This window comes from Rhodosalinus sp. FB01, assembly GCF_041365715.1.
In the GTDB taxonomy this organism is placed as follows: Bacteria; Pseudomonadota; Alphaproteobacteria; order Rhodobacterales; family Rhodobacteraceae; genus Rhodosalinus.
Genome location: NZ_JBGFSH010000002.1, coordinates 299,052 through 318,083 on the forward strand (window position 1 = coordinate 299,052; position 19,032 = coordinate 318,083).

A 19,032-nucleotide genomic window follows, 5' to 3' on the forward strand; every position below is an offset into this window, starting at 1 on the left:
GCCACCTCTCTGCCTGTGCGCCGGGGCAAGCCCGCCCCAAGCGCTTGGTGCCTGCTCAAGGAAAAGCGGTTCATGGCCGCTTGCCTCCCCAAATATGGTGCTGCGTGCATGATGGGCTGTAAAGCGATATTTTCGTGAACACCCCAAGAAGTTGGGGGGCAAGGGATCGCCTACCGCAATAAAGGGCGGTGCGCCGCACGCGCCGACGATCTGGAAGTTGCCCGCGGCGGCGCCCGCACGGGGGTGCAATCAGGGCGTGGCCCGCCGGGGCGGCCCGCGTCTTGCGCGGCGCCGGTTCACGCGGGCGACGGGGCGCCGGCCGCGGCCACCGCCCGCTTCTCGCGCGGCTCGCCGAGGATCAGCATGGCCGGCGTCAGCACCAGCGTCAGCACCGTGGCCACCGTCAGGCCCCCCGCCACCGCCGCGCTCAGCTCCGTCCACCACTGGGTGGAGGGCGCGCCGTAGACGATCTCGCGGCCGACGAACTCGATCTTGAGCCCGATCACCATCGGCATCAGGCCGAGCGCGGTGGGCACCGAGGTCAGCACGACGGGGCGGAGACGTTGCGCGCCCGCGCGCAGCGCCGCCTCGAGCGGGCTCTGCCCCGCCCGTTTCAGGTCGTTGTAGGTGTCGATGAGGACGATGTTGTTGTTCACGACGATGCCGGCCAGCGCGATGACCCCGATGCCGCCCATCACCACGCCGACGGGCCGTCCGGTGACGACGAGCCCCAGAAGCACACCGGCCACCGAGAAGACGATCGCCGACATCACCACGAAGGCCTGGTAGAAGCTGTTGAACTGCGTCACCAGCACCGTGAACATCAGCGCGATGGCGACCGCGAAGGCGATGCTGAGGAATTGCATGGCGTCCTGCTGCTCCTCGGCCTCGCCGCCGAAGGACCAGGTGACCGAGGGCGGCAGATCCGCGCCCTCAAGCGCCGAGCGCAGCGCGGTGATCTGGTCGTTGACCAGTAGTCCCGGCGCCACGTCCGCCTCGACGGTGACGACGCGGTTTCGGTCCACACGCTTGATCGTGCCGGTGCGCGGGACCGGATCGAAACTCACGAAATTGCCGATGGGCACGAGCCCGGACGAGGTCGGCACGCGCAGGCCGCGCAACTCCTCGAGGCTGCGGGCCGAGGCGGGAAACCGCACGCGGATGTCCACCGAACCGTCGGCGTAGTCGGGGCGGTAGTCGGCCACGGTGATGCCGCGCGTCAGAAGCTGCACGGCCTGTCCGAGCAGCGTCACGTCCGCGCCGAAACGCGCGGCCTCGCTGCGGTCCACGCGCAGCGCCCATTCGACACCCGGCAACGGGCGCGAGTCGGAGATGTCGGTGAAGCCGCCGATCCGCGCCATCTCAGCCAGCACCGTCTCGACGGCCCGCGCCTGCGTCTCGGGATCGGCCACGCGCAGCTCCAGCTGCACCGGCTTGCCCTGGCTCGGGCCCTGCTCCTGCGTCTGGACCTGCACGGCGATGCCGGGGATCTCGGCCATCTCGGCGCGGATGTCGGTGCCGATCTCCGCCGCGGGGCGGCGGGTGTCCCACTCGGCAAGCTCGAGCTGAATCGTGCCGATCACCTCCTCGTCGTCGCGCTGCCCGCCGCCGGTGCGGGCATAGACCGAGGCGATCTCGTCGCGGGACACGAGCCGCCGCTCCGCTTCGCGCACCAGCGCGTCCTGCTCGTGGATCGAGAAATTGTCGCGGGCGCGCACGGTGACCTGCATGAAATCCGGCTCGGGCGAGGGAAAGAAGCTGATGCCCCGTCCGAACTCGCCGTAGAGCGCGAAGGCGCCCAGCAGCACCGCGAGCGCGAAGCCCAGCGTCGTGCCCGGCCGCAGCACCGCCCGCTCCACGAAGCGGGCATAGCGCCCCGTCCAGCCGCCCGCGCGGCGCGGGTCGCCGCGTTCGGCCGCCTCCAGCGCGGCCTTCTCGGAGGCGGTCTGCGGCTGCACCCGCCCGATCAGCCCGCCGAGGACCGGGATGAAGATCAGCGCCATCGCGAGCGATGCCGTGAGCGTCAGGATCACGGTGATCGGCAGGTATTTCATGAATCCGCCCACCGTGCCCGTCCAGAACAGGAGCGGGAAGACCACGCTGAGCGTGGTGATCGCCGAGGCGATCACGGGCCAGGCCATGCGCGTGGCGGCGAAGGCGTAGGCCTCGGGCGGGGCAAGCCCTTCCTGAAGCTTCCGGTCCGCGAGTTCGGTGGTCACGATGGCGCCGTCCACCAGCATCCCCACGACGAGAATCAGCGAGAACAGGACCACGATGTTCATCGTGTAGCCCATCGCCCAGAGCACGCCGACGCCGGTGAGGAACGCGCCCGGTATCGCCAGCCCCACCAGAAGCGCCGACCGCAGCCCCAGCGCCCACACCACCACCACCATGACAAGGATCACGGCCGTGATGACGTTGGCCTGCAGGTCGCCCAGCACCTCGCGCACCTGCTCGGACTGGTCCTGCCGGTACTCCACGCGCAGCGAGTCGGGCCAACCCGCGCGGGCCTCCGCCACGGCGGTCTTCACGTCCTCCACCGTCTCGATGATGTTGGCGCCCACGCGCTTCTTCACCTCGAGCGCAAGGGCCGGCTGCCCGTCGATCCGCGCGAAGCTCGTCGGATCCTCGAAGCTGCGGCGGATCGTGGCCACGTCGGCGAAGGTCACGACGGTGTCGCCGCGCACCTTCACGGGCAGGTCCATCACGTCCTGGACGTTCTCCACGAGGCCCGGCACCTTGAGCACGATGCGCCCCGCCCCGGTCTCGATCGCGCCCGCGGCGACCAGGCGGTTGTTGCGCTGGATCTGGCCGATGAGCTCGTCGAAGGAAATGTTGTAGGTCTCGAAGACGGTCGGATCGATCTCGACCTCGAGAAGCTCGTCGCGCGCGCCGCCCACATCCACCTCGAGCACGCCCGGCAGTGCCTCGATGCGGTCCTGCAGGCGCTCCGCCAGCTCGTTGAGGGTACGTTCGGGAACCGGCCCCGAGAGGATCACCGTCAGGATCGGGAAGAGCGCCGTGTTGACCTCGTTGACCGAGGGCTCCGTGGCGTCGGAGGGCAGGTCGGCCTTGGCGCGGTCCACCGCCTCGCGGACCTCGTCGAGCGCCTCGCCGCTGTCGAAGCCCGGGTCGAACTCCATCGTGACCGAGGCATAGCCCTCGCCCGCGCTGGCCTGCATCTCCTTCACCCCGTCGATGGAGGCGAGTTCCGTCTCGAGCGGGCGGACGAGCAGGCGTTCGGAATCCTGCGGCGCGATCCCCTCGAGCGTGGTGACGACGTAGACCACCGGGATCGGCACCTCCGGCGCGCTTTCCTTGGGGATCTGGACATAGGCGACCGTTCCGAAGGCCAGCAGGAACACGAGCGTCATGACGACGACCCGCGTGCGGGCGAAGGCGGCGTCGATCACGCTCATTCCGTGTCGTCCCCGGCCATGGCGGGGCGCACGTCCTCGGGCGCGCGGGAGACCGCGGCCTCGGATTCGGGCCGTGGCGCGACCTTTTCGCCCGCGTTCACGAAGCCCTGCCCCACGGTGATGATCCGCGCCTCGGCGGGCAGGCCCGAGACCCAGACACCGTCCGTCTCGGCGCGGACGATCTCGACCGGATGGAAGGCGACGCGATCGTCCTCCTCGACGACCTTGACCCCGAGCCGGCCATCGGGATCGAGCGACAGGATCGCAGGGGACAGGAAATGCGCCTCCACCTCGCCCGTGGGAACGCGGACGCGCGCGCTCAGCCCCGCGGGGATCGCGCCATCGGCGTTTTCCACCTCGATCTCGGCTGCGAAGGTGCGGGTCTCGGCGTCGGCCGCCGCGGCGACGAAGCTGACCGTGCCGGGCCGCGTCTCGCCCGTGATGAACCGGACCTCGGCCGCCTGGTCCTTCTGCACGCCCGCGAGGATCTGCTGGGGCACGCGAACGGTGACGGTGAGCGGGTCCAGATCGACCACGCGCGCCACCGCCCCGCCGGCCTGCACGAATTCCCCGCTCTCGACCGTCAGCGCCTCGAGCCGCCCGTCGAAGGGCGCGCGGATCGCCGTGTCGCGCAGCGCCTCCCGCGCGGAGGCGAGTTGCGCCTCGGCGGCGGCGAGCGCGGCGCGGGTTTCCGCGACCCGGTCCACGGTCGCGACGCCACGCTCCAGTAGCGTCTCGGCATTCTCGTAGTCCCGCCGCGCGCGGGCGAGTTCCTCTTCCGCGCGGGCCAGATCGGCTTCGCGCTGCGCGGGGGCGATGCGCGCGATCACGTCGCCGGCGCGAACGTCCGCGCCCTTGCGCACCGGCACCTCGGCCACGCTGCCGGAGGTTTCGGCACGCACCTGCGTATCGCGCTCGGGCACGCCCTCGCCTTCGGCCACGAAGACCGTGGTCACGGACTCCGCGCGTGACGCGCGCACCGCCACGCTGACCGCCTCGGGCGCGGCGTCGCGCCCGGGCGCGGCCGCCTCGTCGCCGCTGGAACCGGGCAGCAGGTAGCCGCTGCCCATCCACGCCACGAGCGCGACGACCAGGAGCGCCGCCAGCCATTTCGAGCGGCGAGAGCCCGGATCGTCGTCGAAACGAAGCCGTTCGGCCCCGCCGCCGCTGTTGTCGTCGCTGGCAGTCATGTCGGTCCCGGGTTGATGCGAGTCGCCTCGCGTTTACCACCGCCCACCCGGGCCGGTCACGCGGAACCACGCGCCAACGACGTCACTCCGCCTCGTCGGCCGGTACCGCGTTGAGCAGGCCGTAACGCTCTTCTCCGAGCTTCTCGAAGAGGTCGAGCTGCGTTTCGAGGAAGTCGATGTGCCCCTCCTCGTCCGCGATGAGCGTCTCGAAGAGATCCTTCGTCACGTAGTCGCCGACGCTTTCGCAGTGCTCCCGCGCCTCGATGTAGAGCGTCCGCGCCTCGTGTTCGGCCGCAAGATCGCATTCGAGCGTGTCGCGAAGGGTCTGGCCGATGCGAAGCGGGTCGAGCTTCTGAAGGTTCGGGTGCCCCTCAAGGAAGATGATGCGCTCGATCAGGCGATCGGCGTGATGCATCTCCTCGATGCTTTCCTCGCGGGATTTCCTGGCGATCCGCCCGAAACCCCAATCATCCTGAAGCCGGTAATGCAGCCAGTACTGGCTGACCGCGGTCAACTCGCTGCGCAGCGCCTTGTTAAGATACTCGATGACCTTCTCGTCGCCCTTCACGCCTGTCTCCTTCCGTGGGTTGCGATCGCAGATTGCTAAGCTCGGCCGGAACTTTCAAGCTTTCGCATCGCCGCATCGCGTCCACGAAAAGTGGCAGGCATCCGCCGCAATCGGCCTTCTTGCCGAGCGCCCGGTAAACCTTGCCGGGCGTGATGAGCGTTTCGGGATCCGAGGCGCGCATCCAGTCCACCGCCTTGCGGATCTCGTCCTCGCTGATGGCCATGCAATGGCAGACGATCATGTACGCTCCTCCTGCGCCGTGGCCGGGCCTTCTCCTCGGACGACCTTTGGCGCGCCTGCCCGGCCGCGCCTTGATCTCGCGCAAGGTGCGGGATCCGCGCCCCGTGGGGCGCCCGGGCGACTCAACCGACCGATCTGCCGACTGACCTCGTTACCTTATTGCTGACGAAAACAGTTGGTCTTGTCAAGCGCCGCTCGTCCCCCCGGCGCGTTCGTGGCATAGACGGCCAAAGGCGAGGGAAAGGCGCATGGACGGGCTGGCCATCTTCACCGATCTCGACGGCACGCTTCTCGACCACGAAAGCTATGATGCCGGCCCCGCGCGGCCCTTGCTCGGGCGGCTTTCGCGGGCCGGCATCCCGGTGGTGATCGCCAGTTCGAAGACGGCCGCCGAGATCGCGCCGCTTCGCCGGGCGCTGGGGCTCGCGGCCTCGCCCGCGATTTTCGAGAACGGCGCCGGGGTGCTGGGCCCCGGGGCGGAGCCGCCCGAGGATACCACCGCCCGCGATCGCCTCCTTGCCGCGCTCGCCAGCCTGCCACCGGACCTGCACGCGGGCTTCCGGGGCTTTGCCGAGATGAGCGTGGCCGAGGTCGCGGCCTGCACGGGCCTGCCCTCTGATGCGGCCGCCCGCGCCCGCGCCCGCACTCACACCGAGCCGGGGCTCTGGACGGGGCCTGAGCCGCGGCGCCGCACCTTCATCGACGCCCTCGCCGCGCGGGGCGTCGCCGCGCAGGAGGGCGGGCGCTTTCTCACGCTGTCCATGGGCGGGACGAAGGCCGGCCGGATGGCCGGGCTCGCCGCGCGTCTCGGGGCCCGCGTCACCGTGGCCCTCGGCGATGCGCCGAACGACGTCGAGATGCTGGAGACCGCCGATCACGGCATCGTCGTCGCGAACCCGCATCATGCCCCGCTGCCGGAGCTGGCCGGAGAGCGGCAGGGGCGCATCACCCGGACGGCGAAGCCGGGACCGGACGGTTGGGCCGAGGGGCTGGAGGCGCTACTCTCGCGTCTCGGGGATCGGATCTGAGGCGGAGGGAGAGATGGCGGATTTCCACCAGAACGGACAGGTCGCCACCCTGCACGACCTGCGGTCCGTGAACCCGGACACGCTGTCCCATGCCGTCGCCACCTTCGCGCGCGACCGCCCCGTGACGCTGGTTCTGCCCTCGCTCTATTCCGAGATCGAGGGCCCGGCGCTTTCCGGCATCCTCGACGAGCTGGCCCAGGTTCCCTACCTGCACCGCATCGTCATCGGGCTCGACCAGGCCGACGCCGCGCAATACGCCCACGCCATCGAGTTCTTCGCACGTCTGCCGCAGGATCACGTCGTGATCTGGAACGACAGCCCGCGGCAGCGCGCGCTGGGCGAAAGGCTGAAGGCGCACGGCCTCTACCCCTCCGAGCCCGGCAAGGGAAAGAATGTCTGGACCTGCCTCGGCTACGTGCTGGCGCGGCGCGACACGGCGGTGATGGCGATCCACGACTGCGACATCACCACCTACTCGCGCCACATGCTGACGCGGCTCGTCTATCCGCTGGTCAACCCGAACTTTCCCTACCAGCTTTCCAAGGGGTTCTATCCCCGGATCGGCGAGGGGCGGATCAACGGACGGGTGACGCGGCTGCTGGTCAGCCCCCTTCTCGTGGCGCTGCGCAAGGTGATCGGCGACCGCGACTACATCGATTACCTGCGCTCCTTCCGCTACCCGCTCTCGGGCGAGTTCGCCATGCGCAGCGTGATGCTGCCGGATCTGCGCATTCCCTCGGACTGGGGGCTGGAGATCGGCGTGCTGTCCGAGGCGTGGCGCAACCTCGCCCCCAAGGCTGTCTGCCAGGTCGAGATCGCCGACGCCTACGACCACAAGCACCAGGACCTGTCGCCGGACGACGCGGCCACCGGGCTCAACCGGATGTCCACGGACATCTGCAAGGCGATCGTGCGCAAGCTCGCCGCGGACGGGACGGTGTTCACGCAGAACACCTTCCGCACGCTCAAGGCCGTCTATTACCGCGCCGCGCTCGACATGCTGGAGAGCTACTACAACGATGCCGCGATGAACGGGCTCTCGATCGACCGCCACAAGGAAGAGCAGTCCATCGAGCTTTTCGCCGAGAACATCATGCGCGCAGGCCACGTCTTTCTCGAGAACCCGTTCGAAACGCCGTTCATCCCGACCTGGTCGCGCGTGAACTCGGCCGACCCGGAGCTCCTTTCCGACATGCTGCGGGCGGTCGAGGAAGATCTGGCCGACATCGCATGAGACCGCCGCGAAACGTCGCGACGAGGCGGGCGGTCGCGTGGCGTTGACGGTGATCAATGAACCGCCGCGCATCCGCGTCAATCTGGACGGGCCGCCCGGGGTCAGGCCCGGCGGCGCGCGCGAGCAGGGGGGATAGGGGTATGAAAGATCTGGTGCTTCTGGCGATCGCCGCCTGCCTCGCGGCAGCCCCGGCGCAGGCGCAGGATACGTCATCAGGCGAGACCGAATTGGGACGCAAGGAGTACGTGGTGGCCTGCGCCGGCTGCCACGGCGCAACGGGCAAGGGCGACGGTCCGATCGCGCAGCTCATCGACATCACGACGCCCGATCTGACCCGGCTTTCCGCACAGGCCGGGGGGCGCTTCCCGTTCCGAGAGACGCTTCTGACCATCGACGGTCGGAACGACCTCAGGGCCCATGGCAGCGAGATGCCCGTCTGGGGCGACCGCTACATGAGTGCCTCCGAAAGCGTGGCGATGGCGCAGTTCCCCGGCATGAGCGCCGAGGTCGCGCAGGCGATCACCCGCGGCCGGCTTCTGTCGCTGGTCTACTACCTGGACTCGATCCAGCAGGAGTGATCGGCCCCGATCGCGCCCGGGCTTCCGACACGGTCCCCGACGTTTCTTGCGGTTATGCGCGGCGTCGACTTTCGGCTCGCCGACCACTGAGCGGCGCCTTCCTGGCCGTCGCCGACCGGGGTGCCCGGCGCGACCGCGCCCGGAACAACGCCCCGGCGGCCACCGCCCTTCGCACAATGCGCCCGCGTCCCGAAAGCGCACCGGTGGCGCCGGCGACGAGCCCGGTCTGGAGGCGTCTCGGATATTGACAGCAAAGCCGCCCGGCGATTACTGACTAAAATTGTCAGTTATAGGGCGTAGCCAGATGCACGCAGTCGATTCGCTCTCGCAACAGGAACCGGCGGGATCGCACGGAGACCGAACGGCCCGCGGGCCGGGTTCTTCCCCGGGCGAGAAACTGCGAACGGAAAGAGCGTGCTTCGACGGTGAACGGCCCCTCGCTGGCGACAGGACCCCGTAACCGGGCCGGCGGCCGTGCCGGCCCGTCCACATGAAGGAAAGGACCAGACCATGACCCGTTTTGGAGGTTTCGCCGCCGCCGCTCTGGCGCTCGCTGCCGCGCCCGCCCTCGCCTCGGACGAGATCGATCACTACGCCGCCGAATCCTCGGAGACGATCGAGGAGGCGGTCACCAACTTCGTCGAATATAACGAGAAGGTACGGGCGTTGCTCGACCGCGACGACCTTTCCGAGGCCGACATGGAGGAGATCCACCAGTACACCTACACGATCGAGGCGGCGCTGGCGAAGATGAACGAGGACTTCTCGGCGCTGGCCGTCACGCTCGAGGACCTCCACCTCGCCTCGGAAGACTACGACGAGGCCGAGGTGCGCAGCATCTCGGAGGTGTATTTCGAGACCGCGGACGCGCTCGCGCGGTGACCGCCGCGCGCCGGAGCCTCACCCCCGGTTCGAGATCCACCGGCACTGGTAGGGCCGAAGCCTGATGGCGTCGCCCACCGGTGCCACGGGCTCGCCCGACAGCAGATCGCGCCAGGCGTCGCCCTCGATCAGGTTGACGGCCGTCGGATCGATCTCGACCTCCTGCGCGCTCACGTTGTGCAGCGCGAAGACGGACTGCGCGCGATCGAGGCTTTGCCGCCAGAGGCCGAAGACGCGCTCGTCGAGCTGAAGCGTGAACTGCGTGGCGTTGGGGTGGAAGGCCGGCTGGCGGGCGCGCAGGGCCATGCGCCGCTTGAGCTCGCCCAGCACGCGCGCCTGCACGGAGGAGGGATCCTTCAGCCGCGCCTGAAGGTCGGGATAGTGCCAGCGGTGACGGTTGATTGCCCGCGCGATGCCGGTCTTTTCGACACCCGCATGATCGTTCCCGGTGGCCAGCAGCGCGTGGATGTAAAAGGCGGGAATGCCTTCCATCGCCATGACGATGGTCTGCGAGGCGAGGAAGCGTTCGACGTGATACGCGGTTTCGCCGTCGAAGGTCGCGCCCAGCGCGTCGAAGAAGGTGATGTTGAGTTCGTAGGGCTGCTGGGAGCCGTCCGGCATCGTCCGCATCGACACGAGCCCGCCCTGCCCCTTCGCGCAGGCGGTCATGCGCGCGATCTCCTCGGCGGGCAGGACGCCTTCGGCCGGGCGCATGCCGATCCCGTCATGGCTGGCCGAGAAGTTGAGGTAGGCGCAGCCCATCTGCGCGGGCGGCATCGTCGCCTGCCAGCGGATGAGCCAGCGCGCGGTGCCCGACTGGAGGGCATGCAGCAGAAGCGGCGGCAGCGAGAAGTTGTAGACCGCGTGCGCCTCGTTCCGGTTTCCGAAATAGGAAAGATTCTCGGCCTTCGGCACGTTCGTTTCCGTGAGCAGGATGACCGGCTCTACCGCGTAATCGCAGAGAAGCCGCATCAGCCGCACGATCGCATGGGTCTGCGGCAGGTGGATGCAGGGCGTGCCGATCTCCTTCCAGAGGAAGGCCACCGCGTCGAGGCGCAGGATGCGCACGCCCTGGTCGATGTGCAGCCGCATGATCCGCAGGAACTCCAGCAGAACCTCGGGGTTGCCGAAATCGAGGTCGACCTGGTCGTGGCTGAAGGTGCACCAGACATGGCGCGGCCCGTTCGCCGTCTCGACCCGGCGCAGCAGCGGATGGGTGCGCGGGCGCACCACCATCGAAAGATCCGCCTCCGGGTCCGCCTCGAGGAAGAAGCGGTCGTAGGGCGCGTGCCCCTGAAGATAGGCCGTGAACCAGGGCCCCTGGCTCGAGACGTGGTTCAGGACGAGATCCGACATCAGCTTGAAGTCGCCGGCGATGCGCCGGATATCGGACCAGTCGCCCAGCGCGCGGTTCACGGCGCGATAATCCGTCACCGCGAAGCCGTCGTCGGAGGCGAAGGGAAAGAAGGGCAGGATGTGCACCCCGTCCACGGTGCCCTTCAGGTTGCGGTGCAGGAAATCCTGCAAGAGGTCGAGCGGCTTGTGCACCCCGTCCACGATGGAATTGCCGTAGGTGATGACGAGCGCGTCGCGTTCCGACCAGAAGTTGTTGGACGGCACGCGCGCGCGGCGCCGCCTCGGCCGGTCGTCGGGCCAGAACGCGTCGCGAATTTCCGCCGCGAGGGCGGCTCCGTCCGCCTCGGGATAGATGGCGGAAATCAGGTCGGCAAGGCGCGCGTCGAAGGTCGAGGTCATGGGTCGGGTCGGACGCTCCGGTCTGGCATTTCGCGCCACAATAGACACTCTCGGCCGGCGCCCAACCCCCGGTCTCGTTGACGAGGCGCCCAACAAGTGGGCATCGTGCCTTCGATTGCCGCGGCATCCAGCGCGTATCGGCTTTTCGGCGTGCTGCGCCGTTTCCCCGGCGGCGGGCGCGCCATCTGATGAAGGCGACGGAACGGACGGAGTCGGATGGACGCGAACTTCTTCAACGAGATGTACCAGGCAGGCGCGCCCCGGCAGCCCTACCGCGCGCTGGAAGCGTGGCACCGCGAGATGCCGGGCGAGCTGCGGCATCTCAAGCAGGTCGAGGCAGAGGCGCTCTTTCGCCGCTTCGGCATCACCTTCGCGGTCTACGGCGAGGGCGGCGATCCCGATCGCCTCATTCCCTTCGACATGTTCCCCCGCGTGTTCACGGCCACGGAATGGCGGCGGCTCGAACGCGGCATCAAGCAGCGGGCCCGGGCGCTGAACGCGTTCCTGTCGGACATATACGACCGGGGCGAGATCGTGCGCGCGGGCCGCATCCCGGCCCGGCTGGTCTATGGAAACGAGGCCTACGAGATCGCGGCGGCCGGCGTGCGGCCTCCGCTCGGCGTCTACAGCCACATCGTCGGGATCGACCTCGTGCGCACCGGGCCCGACCAGTTCTACGTGCTCGAGGACAATTGCCGCACGCCCTCGGGCGTTTCCTACATGCTGGAGAACCGCGAGATCATGATGCGCATGTTCCCGCAGCTTTTCCAGGAGATGCGGATCGCGCCGGTGGACGGGTATGCGCGGCTGCTCAAGCGCACGCTGGCCTCGACCGCGCCCGCGAGATGTCCGGGCGATCCCCGCATCGTCGTGCTCACGCCCGGCCCCTACAACTCCGCCTATTACGAGCACAGCTTCCTCGCCGACCTGATGGGCGTGGAACTCGTGGAAGGACAGGACCTCTTCGTCGAGGGCGACCATGTCTGGATGCGCACCACCGAGGGGCCGCAGCGGGTCGACGTGATCTACCGGCGCATCGACGACGCGTTCCTCGATCCGCTCTGCTTCCGCCACGACAGCGCGCTGGGCGTTCCCGGCCTCATGAACGTCTACCGCTCGGGCCGGGTGGCGATCTGCTCGGCGCCGGGCGCGGGCGTCGCCGACGACAAGGCGGTCTATTGCTACGTGCCCGAGATGATCCGCTTCTATCTCGGAGAGGCGCCGCTTCTGGAGAACGTGCCCACCTGGCGCTGCGGCGAGCCCGACAGCCTGGCCTACGTGCTCGACCGGCTGGACGAGCTCGTGGTCAAGGAGGTGCACGGCTCGGGCGGCTACGGGATGCTCATCGGCCCCAAGGCCGACGCGGCCACGCGCGCGACCTTCGCCGCGAAACTGCGCGAGGCGCCGGCGAACTACATCGCGCAGCCGACGCTTTCGCTCTCGACCTGTCCCACCTTCGTGGACGAGGGCGTCGCGCCCCGGCATGTCGACCTGCGGCCGTTCTGCCTCGTGGGCGAAACCGTGGAGCTGGTGCCGGGCGGCCTGACCCGGGTCGCGCTCGCCGACGGGTCCCTCGTGGTGAATTCCAGCCAGGGCGGCGGCGTCAAGGACACATGGGTGATCGCGGAATGAGCCGATGCTGAGCCGCACCGCCGCCAACCTCTTCTGGATCGCACGCTACCTCGAGCGCGCCGAGACGACCGCGCGGCTTCTGGACGTGGGCTTCCGCAACGCGCTCCTGCCCAACACCGACGGCGGGTTGCGCAACGAATGGGAGGCCATCCTCCAGGCCAAGGGCGTCGCGCAGCGCTTTTCCGAGAAATACGGCGATCCGGTGCAGCGCAACGTCGAGACCTTCCTCTTCTTCGACCTCGACAACCCGTCCTCTGTGGGCGCCTGCCTCGCCTCGGCCCGCGAGAACGCGCGCATCGTGCGCACCGCGCTCACCAGCCAGGTCTGGGACGCGATCAACAACGGCTTCCAGGAGTTCCGGGAGATGACCCGGACCGAACGCTCCAAGCTGCCCCTGCCCGAACTCACCGACTGGGTGACGCGGACCACGGCGCTGATCCGCGGTGCGATCGACGCCACGCAGCTGCGCGACGACGGCTACCATTTCCTCAACCTCGGCTACGCGATCGAGCGCGCCGACAACACGGCGCGGCTGCTGGACGTGAAGTATTACGTGCTGCTGCCCAGCGTCACCTATGTCGGCTCGGGTCTCGACAACTACCAGTGGACCACGCTGCTGCGCGCGATGTCGGCGCACCGCGCCTACAACTGGGCCTATGGCGGAGAGCTTTCGGCCACGCGCATCGCCCATTTCCTGCTCCTGAACCGCGCCCTGCCGCGCTCGCTGCTGACCTGCGCCGGGATGGCGGCAGAGCACCTGGAGGCGCTTTCGCGCGGCTACGGGCGCTCCACCACGGCGCAGGCCCGCGCGCGCGCGCTACTCGCGGGGCTCGCCGAGGCGCAGGTCGAGGAGATCTTCGACGAGGGGCTGCACGAGTTCCTCACCCGCTTCATCGGCGAGACCGCCTCGCTCGCCCAGGCCGTGCACGACGTCTACCTGACCGGGGAGGCCCGATGAGGATCCGGATTTCCCATCTGACCCGCTACCGCTTTGCGCAGCCCGTGCGCGGCGCGGTCCAGAGCCACAACCTCACCCCCGTCGACACCGACGGCCAGCGCGTCGTCGACTGGTCGGTGGAGGTCGAGGGCGCGACCTGGGGCGCGCCCTTCCGCGACGGTGCGGGCAACAGCATCCGCACGATGAGTGTGCGCGGCCCGATCAGCGAGGTCGCGGTGGCGATCCTGGGCACGGTCGAGACCCGCGACACCGCCGGCGTCCTGCGCGGCCACCGCGAGGCGGTGCCGCCCCTGGCCTATACCCGGCACACGCGGCGCACGCAGCCCGACCGCGCGCTGGCCGAGCTGTCGCGCGCCGCGCTTGCGGGCCTAGACGGCGCCCCGGCGCGCGAACGGGCGCATGCGCTCGCGGCGGCGGTGGCCGACGCGATCGCCTACCGCCCCGGCGAAACCTCGGCCCACACCACCCCTGCAGAGGCGCGCGCGCAAGGCGCGGGCGTTTGCCAGGATCACGCGCAGGCGCTGATCTCCGTGGCGCAGTTCGCGGGGATCCCCGCGCGCTACGTCACCGGATATCTCTTCGCCAGCGCCGACGGCACCCCGCACGAGGCGAGCCATGCCTGGGCCGAGCTTCATGTCGCAGGCCTCGGTTGGGTGGGCTTCGACCCGGCCAACCGGTGCTGCCCGGACGGGCATTACGTGCGCCTCGGCTCGGGGCGGGACGCGGCCGAGGCCGCGCCGATCCGCGGCGTGGTGCGCGGCGATGCGAGGGAAGAACTCGAGGTGCGGGTCGCGGTCGAGGACGCGCAGCAGTAACCCCGTTGCGGGCCGCGCCGGCGCGCCCTATCGTTCGCGCCAATCGAAGGGGAACGGTCCATGACCTACTGCGTGGGCTTGCTGTTGAAGGCGGGCATGGTGCTGCTGTCGGACACCCGCACCAACGCGGGCCTCGACAATATCGCCACCTACCGCAAGATGTTCACCTTCGAGCGTCCCGGCGAGCGCGTGATCGCCATCATGACGGCGGGCAACCTGTCGGTCACCCAGACCACGCTGGCGCGTCTCGCCGAGGCGGCGAACGACCCCGAGGCCTGCGAGGCGCGCTCGATCCTGCGGGCGCCGACGATGCTGGACGTCGCCGGCATCGCCGGCGAGATGCTCTCGCAGGTGATGGTCGAGACGACCCAGCGCATGGACCGCATGCATCAGAGCGCCACGGCCTCGCTCATCGTGGTGGGCCAGCGCCAGGGCGGCCCGATGCGGATGTTCCTCGTCTATCCCGAGGGAAACTTCATCGAGGCCACGGAGGACACGCCCTACCTGCAGATCGGAGAGCACAAATACGGCAAGCCGATCCTCGACCGCGTGGTCACCGCGGACACGTCGCTTGCCGACGCGCGCAAGGCGGTGCTTTTGTCGATGGACTCCACCCTGCGGTCCAATCTCAGCGTGGGGATGCCGCTCGATCTCGTGGTGATCGAGCGCGATACCTTCGCGGTGGCCGAGGAACGCCGCATCGAGCCCAGCGACGAGGCTTTCGCGGCCATGAGCGCGGCATGGAGCGGGGCGCTCCGCGAGGCGTTCACACAGATCGGCGAACGCTAGTGCCAGCGCGCCCCGGCCGCCCTGCGCGGCCGGGCGTCGGGTCGGCCGGTCGCCTCCTCCGGGGTCGTGTCGCAGACGGCAAGGGCCAGCCCAGCGACCTCGGCCGCGGCGGCCAGCGCGCCCGCCATGTCGGCGCGCACGAGCAGGCAGGCGATCAGCATCGCGTCCTCGCGCTCGCCCGCGGCGGCCGAGGCGCAGAGCCGCGCGAAGGCGGCCTCGTCCCCGCCCACGCAGGGGCAGTTCGCAGAATGGCGCGCGAGTGGCCGGCGCGCGTGGCCCGTGACGATGCGGCAACAGGTATCGAGACCCGAAAGCGCCGCAGCCGCGCGGCGCGGGCCGAACCGCGCCTTGAGTGCCGGGCCGAACGTGGCGAGCCCCTGCGGACCGTCGCACCAGTGGCGGAACGCCTGCACGACCCGCGCCTCGCCCGCGCCGAGCTCGTCGAGCCGCGCCACGGGGGCACCGCCCCTCATCGCGCCGCCCGTTCTATGCGCTCGAGGACGGTTTCGAGATCCGGCTCGCCGGGCAGCGCGCCGTCAAGCGCCTGCTGGACCACCGCGTGCCAGCCGGGCAGTGGCTGTCGGGACGCCTGCCGGGGCTGGGGTTCGGTCCTTTCCTGCATGGCAGATCCTCCACTCTGACGTGACGGGCGGGCCCGCGCGGCCCTCTTCACGAAATCCTGAGCGTTTCACTTTGCCGAGTCAATCCTGATTTTTTTTGTCGCCATAAAATCGGAGAATGGCGCAGGCCGATCGATCCGGCCCGCGCGAGCGGCGCCTAGAGGCACTCCGCCATGCTGGCCGCCATGCCGCGCAACAGCGCGGCGTAGAACGCCGGGCCGGGCTCCAGCGCCACGCCGAGCGGGTCGATCACCGCGGTGTCGAGTTCGCTTTCCGAGGCGACCGCCGCCACGAGGCCCGGGTCGAACTGGGGTTCCGCGAGAACGCAGGACACGCCGCGCTCCGCGATCGACCGGCGCAGCGCGGACAGTCGTGCCGGCCCGGGATCGGTCGCATCAGCAAGGGCGATGGCCCCCGCCGCGTTCAGGTCGAAGCGATCCTCGAAATACTGGTAGGCGTCGTGGAACACCACGAAGGTGCGGTCCCTCACCGGCGCGAGCGTCTTCTCGATGTCCGAAACGGCGGCGTCGATCGCCTCACGGCCCGCGTCGGCGTTGGCGGCATAGGCCTCCGCATTGGCCGGATCCGCGTCGGCGAGCGCGTCCGCGATCAGGCCGAGCCAGGCCTTCGCGTTCTCAGGGTCGAGCCAGGCGTGGGGGTCCGTCCCGTCATGGGCGTGATCGTGCGCCCCCGCATGATCGTCATGAGCCTGCTCGTCATGGGCATGGTCATCATGGCCATGGTCCTCGTGTGCATGCTCCTCGTGGCCATGGTCCTCGTGTGCATGATCGTCGTGGCCGTGCGCGTCGTGGTCATGCTCTCCGTCAACCGGCTTGCCGCCAAGGAGCACCGTCTGGCGGAAGGGAAGCGTCCGTGTCTCCTCGGCCTCGAGAAGTTCCAGCACCACTGCGCCCTCGGCCAGCGTCCCGACCGCGCGCCCGAGCTGCGGCGACAGGTCCTCGCCGATCCAGACCACCAGCTCGGCCTCGGACAAGGCCCGCGCCTCGGACGGGCGCAGCGCGTAAGCGTGCGGCGACGCGCCCGCAGGCATCAGCAGCGACGGTGTGCCGACGCCCTGCATCACCTGCGCGACCAGCGAGTGCACCGGCGCGATGTCGGCGGCGACGCGCGGCGGCTCTGCCAGCGCAGCATGAGAGGACGCGGCGCCGAGCGCGGCGGCGGCGAGAAGACGCTTGAACATCGGAAGGCCCCTTGTGATTGTGTAACATATCGCCTAGCTGATAATTGGTATATTATAACATCGCAAGCCCTGAAACGAGAGCCGCATGTCCCTCATCGGATTCGAGCACCACAACCACGCAAGCTGTATCGAAAGCGCCGTCGCCGCCGCGGAAGGCTATTGCGCCGAGAACGGGCTGCAGTTCACCCCGGTGCGCCAGCGCGTGCTCGAGCTGCTGCTCGCGCAGCACCGCGCCATGGGCGCCTACGAGATCCTCGACGTGCTTCGCGAGGAAGGACTCGGCGCGCAGCCGCCCGTCGCCTATCGCGCGCTCGATTTCCTCGTGCGGCACGGATTCGCCCACCGCGTCGAGAAGCTGAACGCCTTCACCGCCTGCGCCCATCCCGGCGAGACCCACAGCCCCGTCTTCCTGATCTGCCGCGCCTGCAACACGGTGGCCGAGGCGCAGGCCCAGGGCGCGACCGGGATGCTCGCTTCCGCCGCGCGCGACAGCGGGTTCCGGGTCGACCGCGCCGTCGTCGAGGCCGAGGGCGTCTGTGCGCGTTGCCGCGAAGGCCACGCGGGATGAGCCTGATCGAGACGCGCGACCTGACCGTCCGGCTTGGCGGGGACACGGTGTTGAAGGACGTGAGCCTGGCGATCGCGCCGGGCGAGATCGTGACCGTGGTAGGCCCCAACGGATCGGGCAAGACGACGCTTCTGCGCGCGCTCATCGGCGCGGTCGGGGCTGCGGGAGGCACTGTCACGCGCACGCCCGGCCTGCGGATCGGCTATGTGCCGCAACGCCTGTACATCGACGCGACGCTGCCGCTGACGGTGACGCGGTTCCTGAACCTGCCCCGGCGCGTGCCCCGGGCCGAGGCGGATGCGGCGCTGGCGCGCGCGGGCGCCGGCGGTCTCGGCGGGCGGCAGATGTCCGATCTTTCCGGCGGGCAGTTCCAGCGCGTGCTTCTGGCCCGCGCGTTGCTGGAGCGGCCCGACCTGCTGATCCTCGACGAGGCGACTGCGGGGCTCGACCAGCCCGGGCAAGCGGCGTTCTACCGCCGGATCGAGGAGGTGCGGCAGGAAATGGGTTGCGCGGTGCTGATGGTGAGCCACGAGCTTCACGTCGTGATGAGCGCGTCGGACCGCGTGATCTGCCTGAACCGCCACGTCTGCTGCGAGGGCCGGCCCGACGCCGTCGCCTCCGCCCCGGAATACCGCGCGCTGTTCGGTACCGGGACCCAGGGCGCGCTCGCCCTCTACCGCCACGAGCACGACCACACCCACGACCTGCCGGCCGCGCACGAGACCGCGAAAGAGGCGGTCGGCTGATGCTCGACGATTTCCTGCTGCGCGCGGCGCTTGCCGGGGTGGGTGTCGCGCTTGCCGCCGCACCGCTGGGCTGCTTCGTGGTCTGGCGGCGCATGGCCTATTTCGGCGACGCCACCGCCCATGCCGCGATCCTCGGCGTGGCGCTGGCGCTCGCCTTCGACATCTCGATCTTCGCCGGCGCACTGGCCATGGCGCTCGCCATGGCAGGCACGGTGTCCACGCTGTCCGGGCGCGGCTTCGCCATGGACACGCTGCTTGGCGTGCTGGCCCATTCCGCCCTGGCGATCGGGCTCGTGTCGGCCTCCTTCCTCAGCGGGGTGCGGATCGACCTGATGGCCTATCTCTTCGGCGACATCCTCGCCGTCAGCCGCACCGACCTCGCGGTGATCTGGGCGGGCGCGGCGCTGGTGGTGGCGCTGATGGGCTGGCGCTGGCAGGCCTTGCTGACGGCGACCCTGAACCCGGACCTCGCACGGGCGGCGGGCATCCGGCCTGGACGCGAACAGCTTGTCCTCACCGTGGCGCTGGCCGTCGTGGTCGCGGTGGCGATCAAGGTCGTGGGCGTGCTTCTGATCGCCGCGCTTCTCATCATCCCGGCCGCCGCCGCGCGCCCCTTCGCGCGCACGCCAGAGACGATGGCCGCCATCGCCGCGCTGATCGGCGTCGCCGCCGCGCTCGGAGGGCTGCAGGCCTCCTTCGCCTTCGACACGCCCACCGGGCCCACGATCGTCACGGTGGCCGCGCTGATCTTCGCGGTGTCCGGCGTGGCCAGCCTCGCGCTTCGCGCCGCGCGCTGAGGGGGGGGCACG

General features: G+C 69.7%; 19 protein-coding genes. 11 read left to right on the forward strand and 8 right to left on the reverse strand.

The genetic code is table 11. From position 1 onward, the window contains the following. Positions 1-296 precede the first annotated feature (296 nt). The 4 genes from AB6A65_RS04180 to AB6A65_RS04195 form a co-directional block, all read right to left on the reverse strand. Positions 297-3,419, reverse strand: coding sequence for an efflux RND transporter permease subunit (locus tag AB6A65_RS04180; RefSeq protein WP_371037100.1), 3,123 nt, complete (start codon positions 3,417-3,419; stop codon positions 297-299). Then, a complete protein-coding gene (locus AB6A65_RS04185; protein ID WP_371037101.1) occupies positions 3,416-4,609 on the reverse strand; it encodes an efflux RND transporter periplasmic adaptor subunit in 1,194 nt (397 codons plus the stop codon). Before AB6A65_RS04185 ends, AB6A65_RS04180 begins: the two co-directional genes overlap by 4 nt. Positions 4,610-4,691: 82 nt before the next feature. Beyond that, positions 4,692-5,177 (reverse strand): bacterioferritin, encoded by a 486-nt coding sequence (gene bfr / locus AB6A65_RS04190; RefSeq protein ID WP_371037102.1) that lies wholly within the window; start codon positions 5,175-5,177, stop codon positions 4,692-4,694. Next, positions 5,143-5,418: a bacterioferritin-associated ferredoxin gene (locus AB6A65_RS04195; protein ID WP_371037246.1), complete on the reverse strand. Its 276-nt coding sequence runs from the start codon at positions 5,416-5,418 to the stop codon at positions 5,143-5,145. The genes bfr and AB6A65_RS04195 overlap by 35 nt, the downstream gene beginning before the upstream one ends. A 247-nt stretch (positions 5,419-5,665) precedes the next feature. Between AB6A65_RS04195 and AB6A65_RS04200 the strand changes: the two genes are divergently transcribed. The 4 genes from AB6A65_RS04200 (at position 5,666) to AB6A65_RS04215 (ending at position 9,139) form a co-directional block, all read left to right on the forward strand. After that, positions 5,666-6,445, forward strand: coding sequence for an HAD-IIB family hydrolase (locus AB6A65_RS04200; protein ID WP_371037103.1), 780 nt, complete (start codon positions 5,666-5,668; stop codon positions 6,443-6,445). Positions 6,446-6,458: 13 nt separating this feature from the next. Beyond that, positions 6,459-7,679, forward strand: a complete 1,221-nt coding sequence (locus tag AB6A65_RS04205; protein WP_371037104.1) for a glycosyl transferase — start codon at positions 6,459-6,461, stop codon at positions 7,677-7,679. Positions 7,680-7,819: 140 nt separating this feature from the next. After that, on the forward strand, positions 7,820-8,257 hold the full coding sequence (locus tag AB6A65_RS04210) for a cytochrome c (RefSeq protein ID WP_371037105.1): 438 nt from the start codon (positions 7,820-7,822) through the stop codon (positions 8,255-8,257). A 510-nt stretch (positions 8,258-8,767) separates the two neighbouring features. Further along, positions 8,768-9,139, forward strand: a complete 372-nt coding sequence (locus tag AB6A65_RS04215) for a DUF6746 family protein (RefSeq protein ID WP_371037106.1) — start codon at positions 8,768-8,770, stop codon at positions 9,137-9,139. Between the two features lie 18 nt (positions 9,140-9,157). Here AB6A65_RS04215 and AB6A65_RS04220 read toward each other — a convergent pair whose 3' ends face one another. After that, positions 9,158-10,894 (reverse strand): alpha-amylase family glycosyl hydrolase, encoded by a 1,737-nt coding sequence (locus AB6A65_RS04220; protein ID WP_371037107.1) that lies wholly within the window; start codon positions 10,892-10,894, stop codon positions 9,158-9,160. Between the two features lie 216 nt (positions 10,895-11,110). Here AB6A65_RS04220 and AB6A65_RS04225 point away from each other — a divergent pair, with 216 nt between their 5' ends. From AB6A65_RS04225 to AB6A65_RS04240, 4 genes are read left to right on the forward strand one after another with little or no spacing between them, the layout of a single operon-like run. Continuing rightward, the gene (locus AB6A65_RS04225) at positions 11,111-12,526 is read left to right on the forward strand and encodes a circularly permuted type 2 ATP-grasp protein (RefSeq protein WP_371037108.1); all 1,416 of its coding nucleotides are present in this window, start codon (positions 11,111-11,113) and stop codon (positions 12,524-12,526) included. A gap of 4 nt (positions 12,527-12,530) precedes the next feature. Next, positions 12,531-13,484 (forward strand): alpha-E domain-containing protein, encoded by a 954-nt coding sequence (locus tag AB6A65_RS04230; RefSeq protein ID WP_371037109.1) that lies wholly within the window; start codon positions 12,531-12,533, stop codon positions 13,482-13,484. Further along, on the forward strand, positions 13,481-14,299 hold the full coding sequence (locus AB6A65_RS04235; RefSeq protein WP_371037110.1) for a transglutaminase domain-containing protein: 819 nt from the start codon (positions 13,481-13,483) through the stop codon (positions 14,297-14,299). Before AB6A65_RS04230 ends, AB6A65_RS04235 begins: the two co-directional genes overlap by 4 nt. A gap of 60 nt (positions 14,300-14,359) precedes the next feature. Beyond that, on the forward strand, positions 14,360-15,088 hold the full coding sequence (locus AB6A65_RS04240; protein WP_371037111.1) for a peptidase: 729 nt from the start codon (positions 14,360-14,362) through the stop codon (positions 15,086-15,088). On the opposite strand, the gene AB6A65_RS04245 is transcribed toward AB6A65_RS04240, so the two are convergent. The 3 genes from AB6A65_RS04245 to AB6A65_RS04255 form a co-directional block, all read right to left on the reverse strand. Then, positions 15,085-15,561 (reverse strand): hypothetical protein, encoded by a 477-nt coding sequence (locus AB6A65_RS04245; protein ID WP_371037112.1) that lies wholly within the window; start codon positions 15,559-15,561, stop codon positions 15,085-15,087. The two genes, AB6A65_RS04240 and AB6A65_RS04245, sit on opposite strands and share 4 nt — an antisense overlap. Continuing rightward, the gene (locus AB6A65_RS04250) at positions 15,558-15,710 is read right to left on the reverse strand and encodes a hypothetical protein (protein WP_371037113.1); all 153 of its coding nucleotides are present in this window, start codon (positions 15,708-15,710) and stop codon (positions 15,558-15,560) included. Before AB6A65_RS04250 ends, AB6A65_RS04245 begins: the two co-directional genes overlap by 4 nt. 155 nt (positions 15,711-15,865) lie before the next feature. Further along, positions 15,866-16,909: a zinc ABC transporter substrate-binding protein gene (locus AB6A65_RS04255; RefSeq protein WP_371037114.1), complete on the reverse strand. Its 1,044-nt coding sequence runs from the start codon at positions 16,907-16,909 to the stop codon at positions 15,866-15,868. Between the two features lie 85 nt (positions 16,910-16,994). Between AB6A65_RS04255 and AB6A65_RS04260 the strand changes: the two genes are divergently transcribed. From AB6A65_RS04260 to AB6A65_RS04270, 3 genes are read left to right on the forward strand one after another with little or no spacing between them, the layout of a single operon-like run. Further along, positions 16,995-17,477, forward strand: a complete 483-nt coding sequence (locus AB6A65_RS04260) for a transcriptional repressor (protein ID WP_371037115.1) — start codon at positions 16,995-16,997, stop codon at positions 17,475-17,477. Continuing rightward, the gene (locus AB6A65_RS04265) at positions 17,474-18,223 is read left to right on the forward strand and encodes an ATP-binding cassette domain-containing protein (protein ID WP_371037116.1); all 750 of its coding nucleotides are present in this window, start codon (positions 17,474-17,476) and stop codon (positions 18,221-18,223) included. Before AB6A65_RS04260 ends, AB6A65_RS04265 begins: the two co-directional genes overlap by 4 nt. Beyond that, positions 18,223-19,020: a metal ABC transporter permease gene (locus AB6A65_RS04270; RefSeq protein WP_371037117.1), complete on the forward strand. Its 798-nt coding sequence runs from the start codon at positions 18,223-18,225 to the stop codon at positions 19,018-19,020. The genes AB6A65_RS04265 and AB6A65_RS04270 overlap by 1 nt, the downstream gene beginning before the upstream one ends. Positions 19,021-19,032: the final 12 nt, after the last annotated feature.

Excerpts from the sequence above, each read along its gene's own strand:
- AB6A65_RS04180 (WP_371037100.1), bottom strand. The coding sequence starts at position 3,419 with ATGAGCGTGATCGACGCCGCCTTCGCCCGCACGCGGGTCGTCGTCATG.
- AB6A65_RS04185 (WP_371037101.1), bottom strand. The coding sequence starts at position 4,609 with ATGACTGCCAGCGACGACAACAGCGGCGGCGGGGCCGAACGGCTTCGT.
- AB6A65_RS04195 (WP_371037246.1), bottom strand. The coding sequence starts at position 5,418 with ATGATCGTCTGCCATTGCATGGCCATCAGCGAGGACGAGATCCGCAAG.
- AB6A65_RS04200 (WP_371037103.1), top strand. The coding sequence starts at position 5,666 with ATGGACGGGCTGGCCATCTTCACCGATCTCGACGGCACGCTTCTCGAC.
- AB6A65_RS04205 (WP_371037104.1), top strand. The coding sequence starts at position 6,459 with ATGGCGGATTTCCACCAGAACGGACAGGTCGCCACCCTGCACGACCTG.
- AB6A65_RS04210 (WP_371037105.1), top strand. The coding sequence starts at position 7,820 with ATGAAAGATCTGGTGCTTCTGGCGATCGCCGCCTGCCTCGCGGCAGCC.
- AB6A65_RS04215 (WP_371037106.1), top strand. The coding sequence starts at position 8,768 with ATGACCCGTTTTGGAGGTTTCGCCGCCGCCGCTCTGGCGCTCGCTGCC.
- AB6A65_RS04220 (WP_371037107.1), bottom strand. The coding sequence starts at position 10,894 with ATGACCTCGACCTTCGACGCGCGCCTTGCCGACCTGATTTCCGCCATC.
- AB6A65_RS04225 (WP_371037108.1), top strand. The coding sequence starts at position 11,111 with ATGGACGCGAACTTCTTCAACGAGATGTACCAGGCAGGCGCGCCCCGG.
- AB6A65_RS04230 (WP_371037109.1), top strand. The coding sequence starts at position 12,531 with ATGCTGAGCCGCACCGCCGCCAACCTCTTCTGGATCGCACGCTACCTC.
- AB6A65_RS04235 (WP_371037110.1), top strand. The coding sequence starts at position 13,481 with ATGAGGATCCGGATTTCCCATCTGACCCGCTACCGCTTTGCGCAGCCC.
- AB6A65_RS04240 (WP_371037111.1), top strand. The coding sequence starts at position 14,360 with ATGACCTACTGCGTGGGCTTGCTGTTGAAGGCGGGCATGGTGCTGCTG.
- AB6A65_RS04245 (WP_371037112.1), bottom strand. The coding sequence starts at position 15,561 with ATGAGGGGCGGTGCCCCCGTGGCGCGGCTCGACGAGCTCGGCGCGGGC.
- AB6A65_RS04250 (WP_371037113.1), bottom strand. The coding sequence starts at position 15,710 with ATGCAGGAAAGGACCGAACCCCAGCCCCGGCAGGCGTCCCGACAGCCA.
- AB6A65_RS04255 (WP_371037114.1), bottom strand. The coding sequence starts at position 16,909 with ATGTTCAAGCGTCTTCTCGCCGCCGCCGCGCTCGGCGCCGCGTCCTCT.
- AB6A65_RS04260 (WP_371037115.1), top strand. The coding sequence starts at position 16,995 with ATGTCCCTCATCGGATTCGAGCACCACAACCACGCAAGCTGTATCGAA.
- AB6A65_RS04265 (WP_371037116.1), top strand. The coding sequence starts at position 17,474 with ATGAGCCTGATCGAGACGCGCGACCTGACCGTCCGGCTTGGCGGGGAC.
- AB6A65_RS04270 (WP_371037117.1), top strand. The coding sequence starts at position 18,223 with ATGCTCGACGATTTCCTGCTGCGCGCGGCGCTTGCCGGGGTGGGTGTC.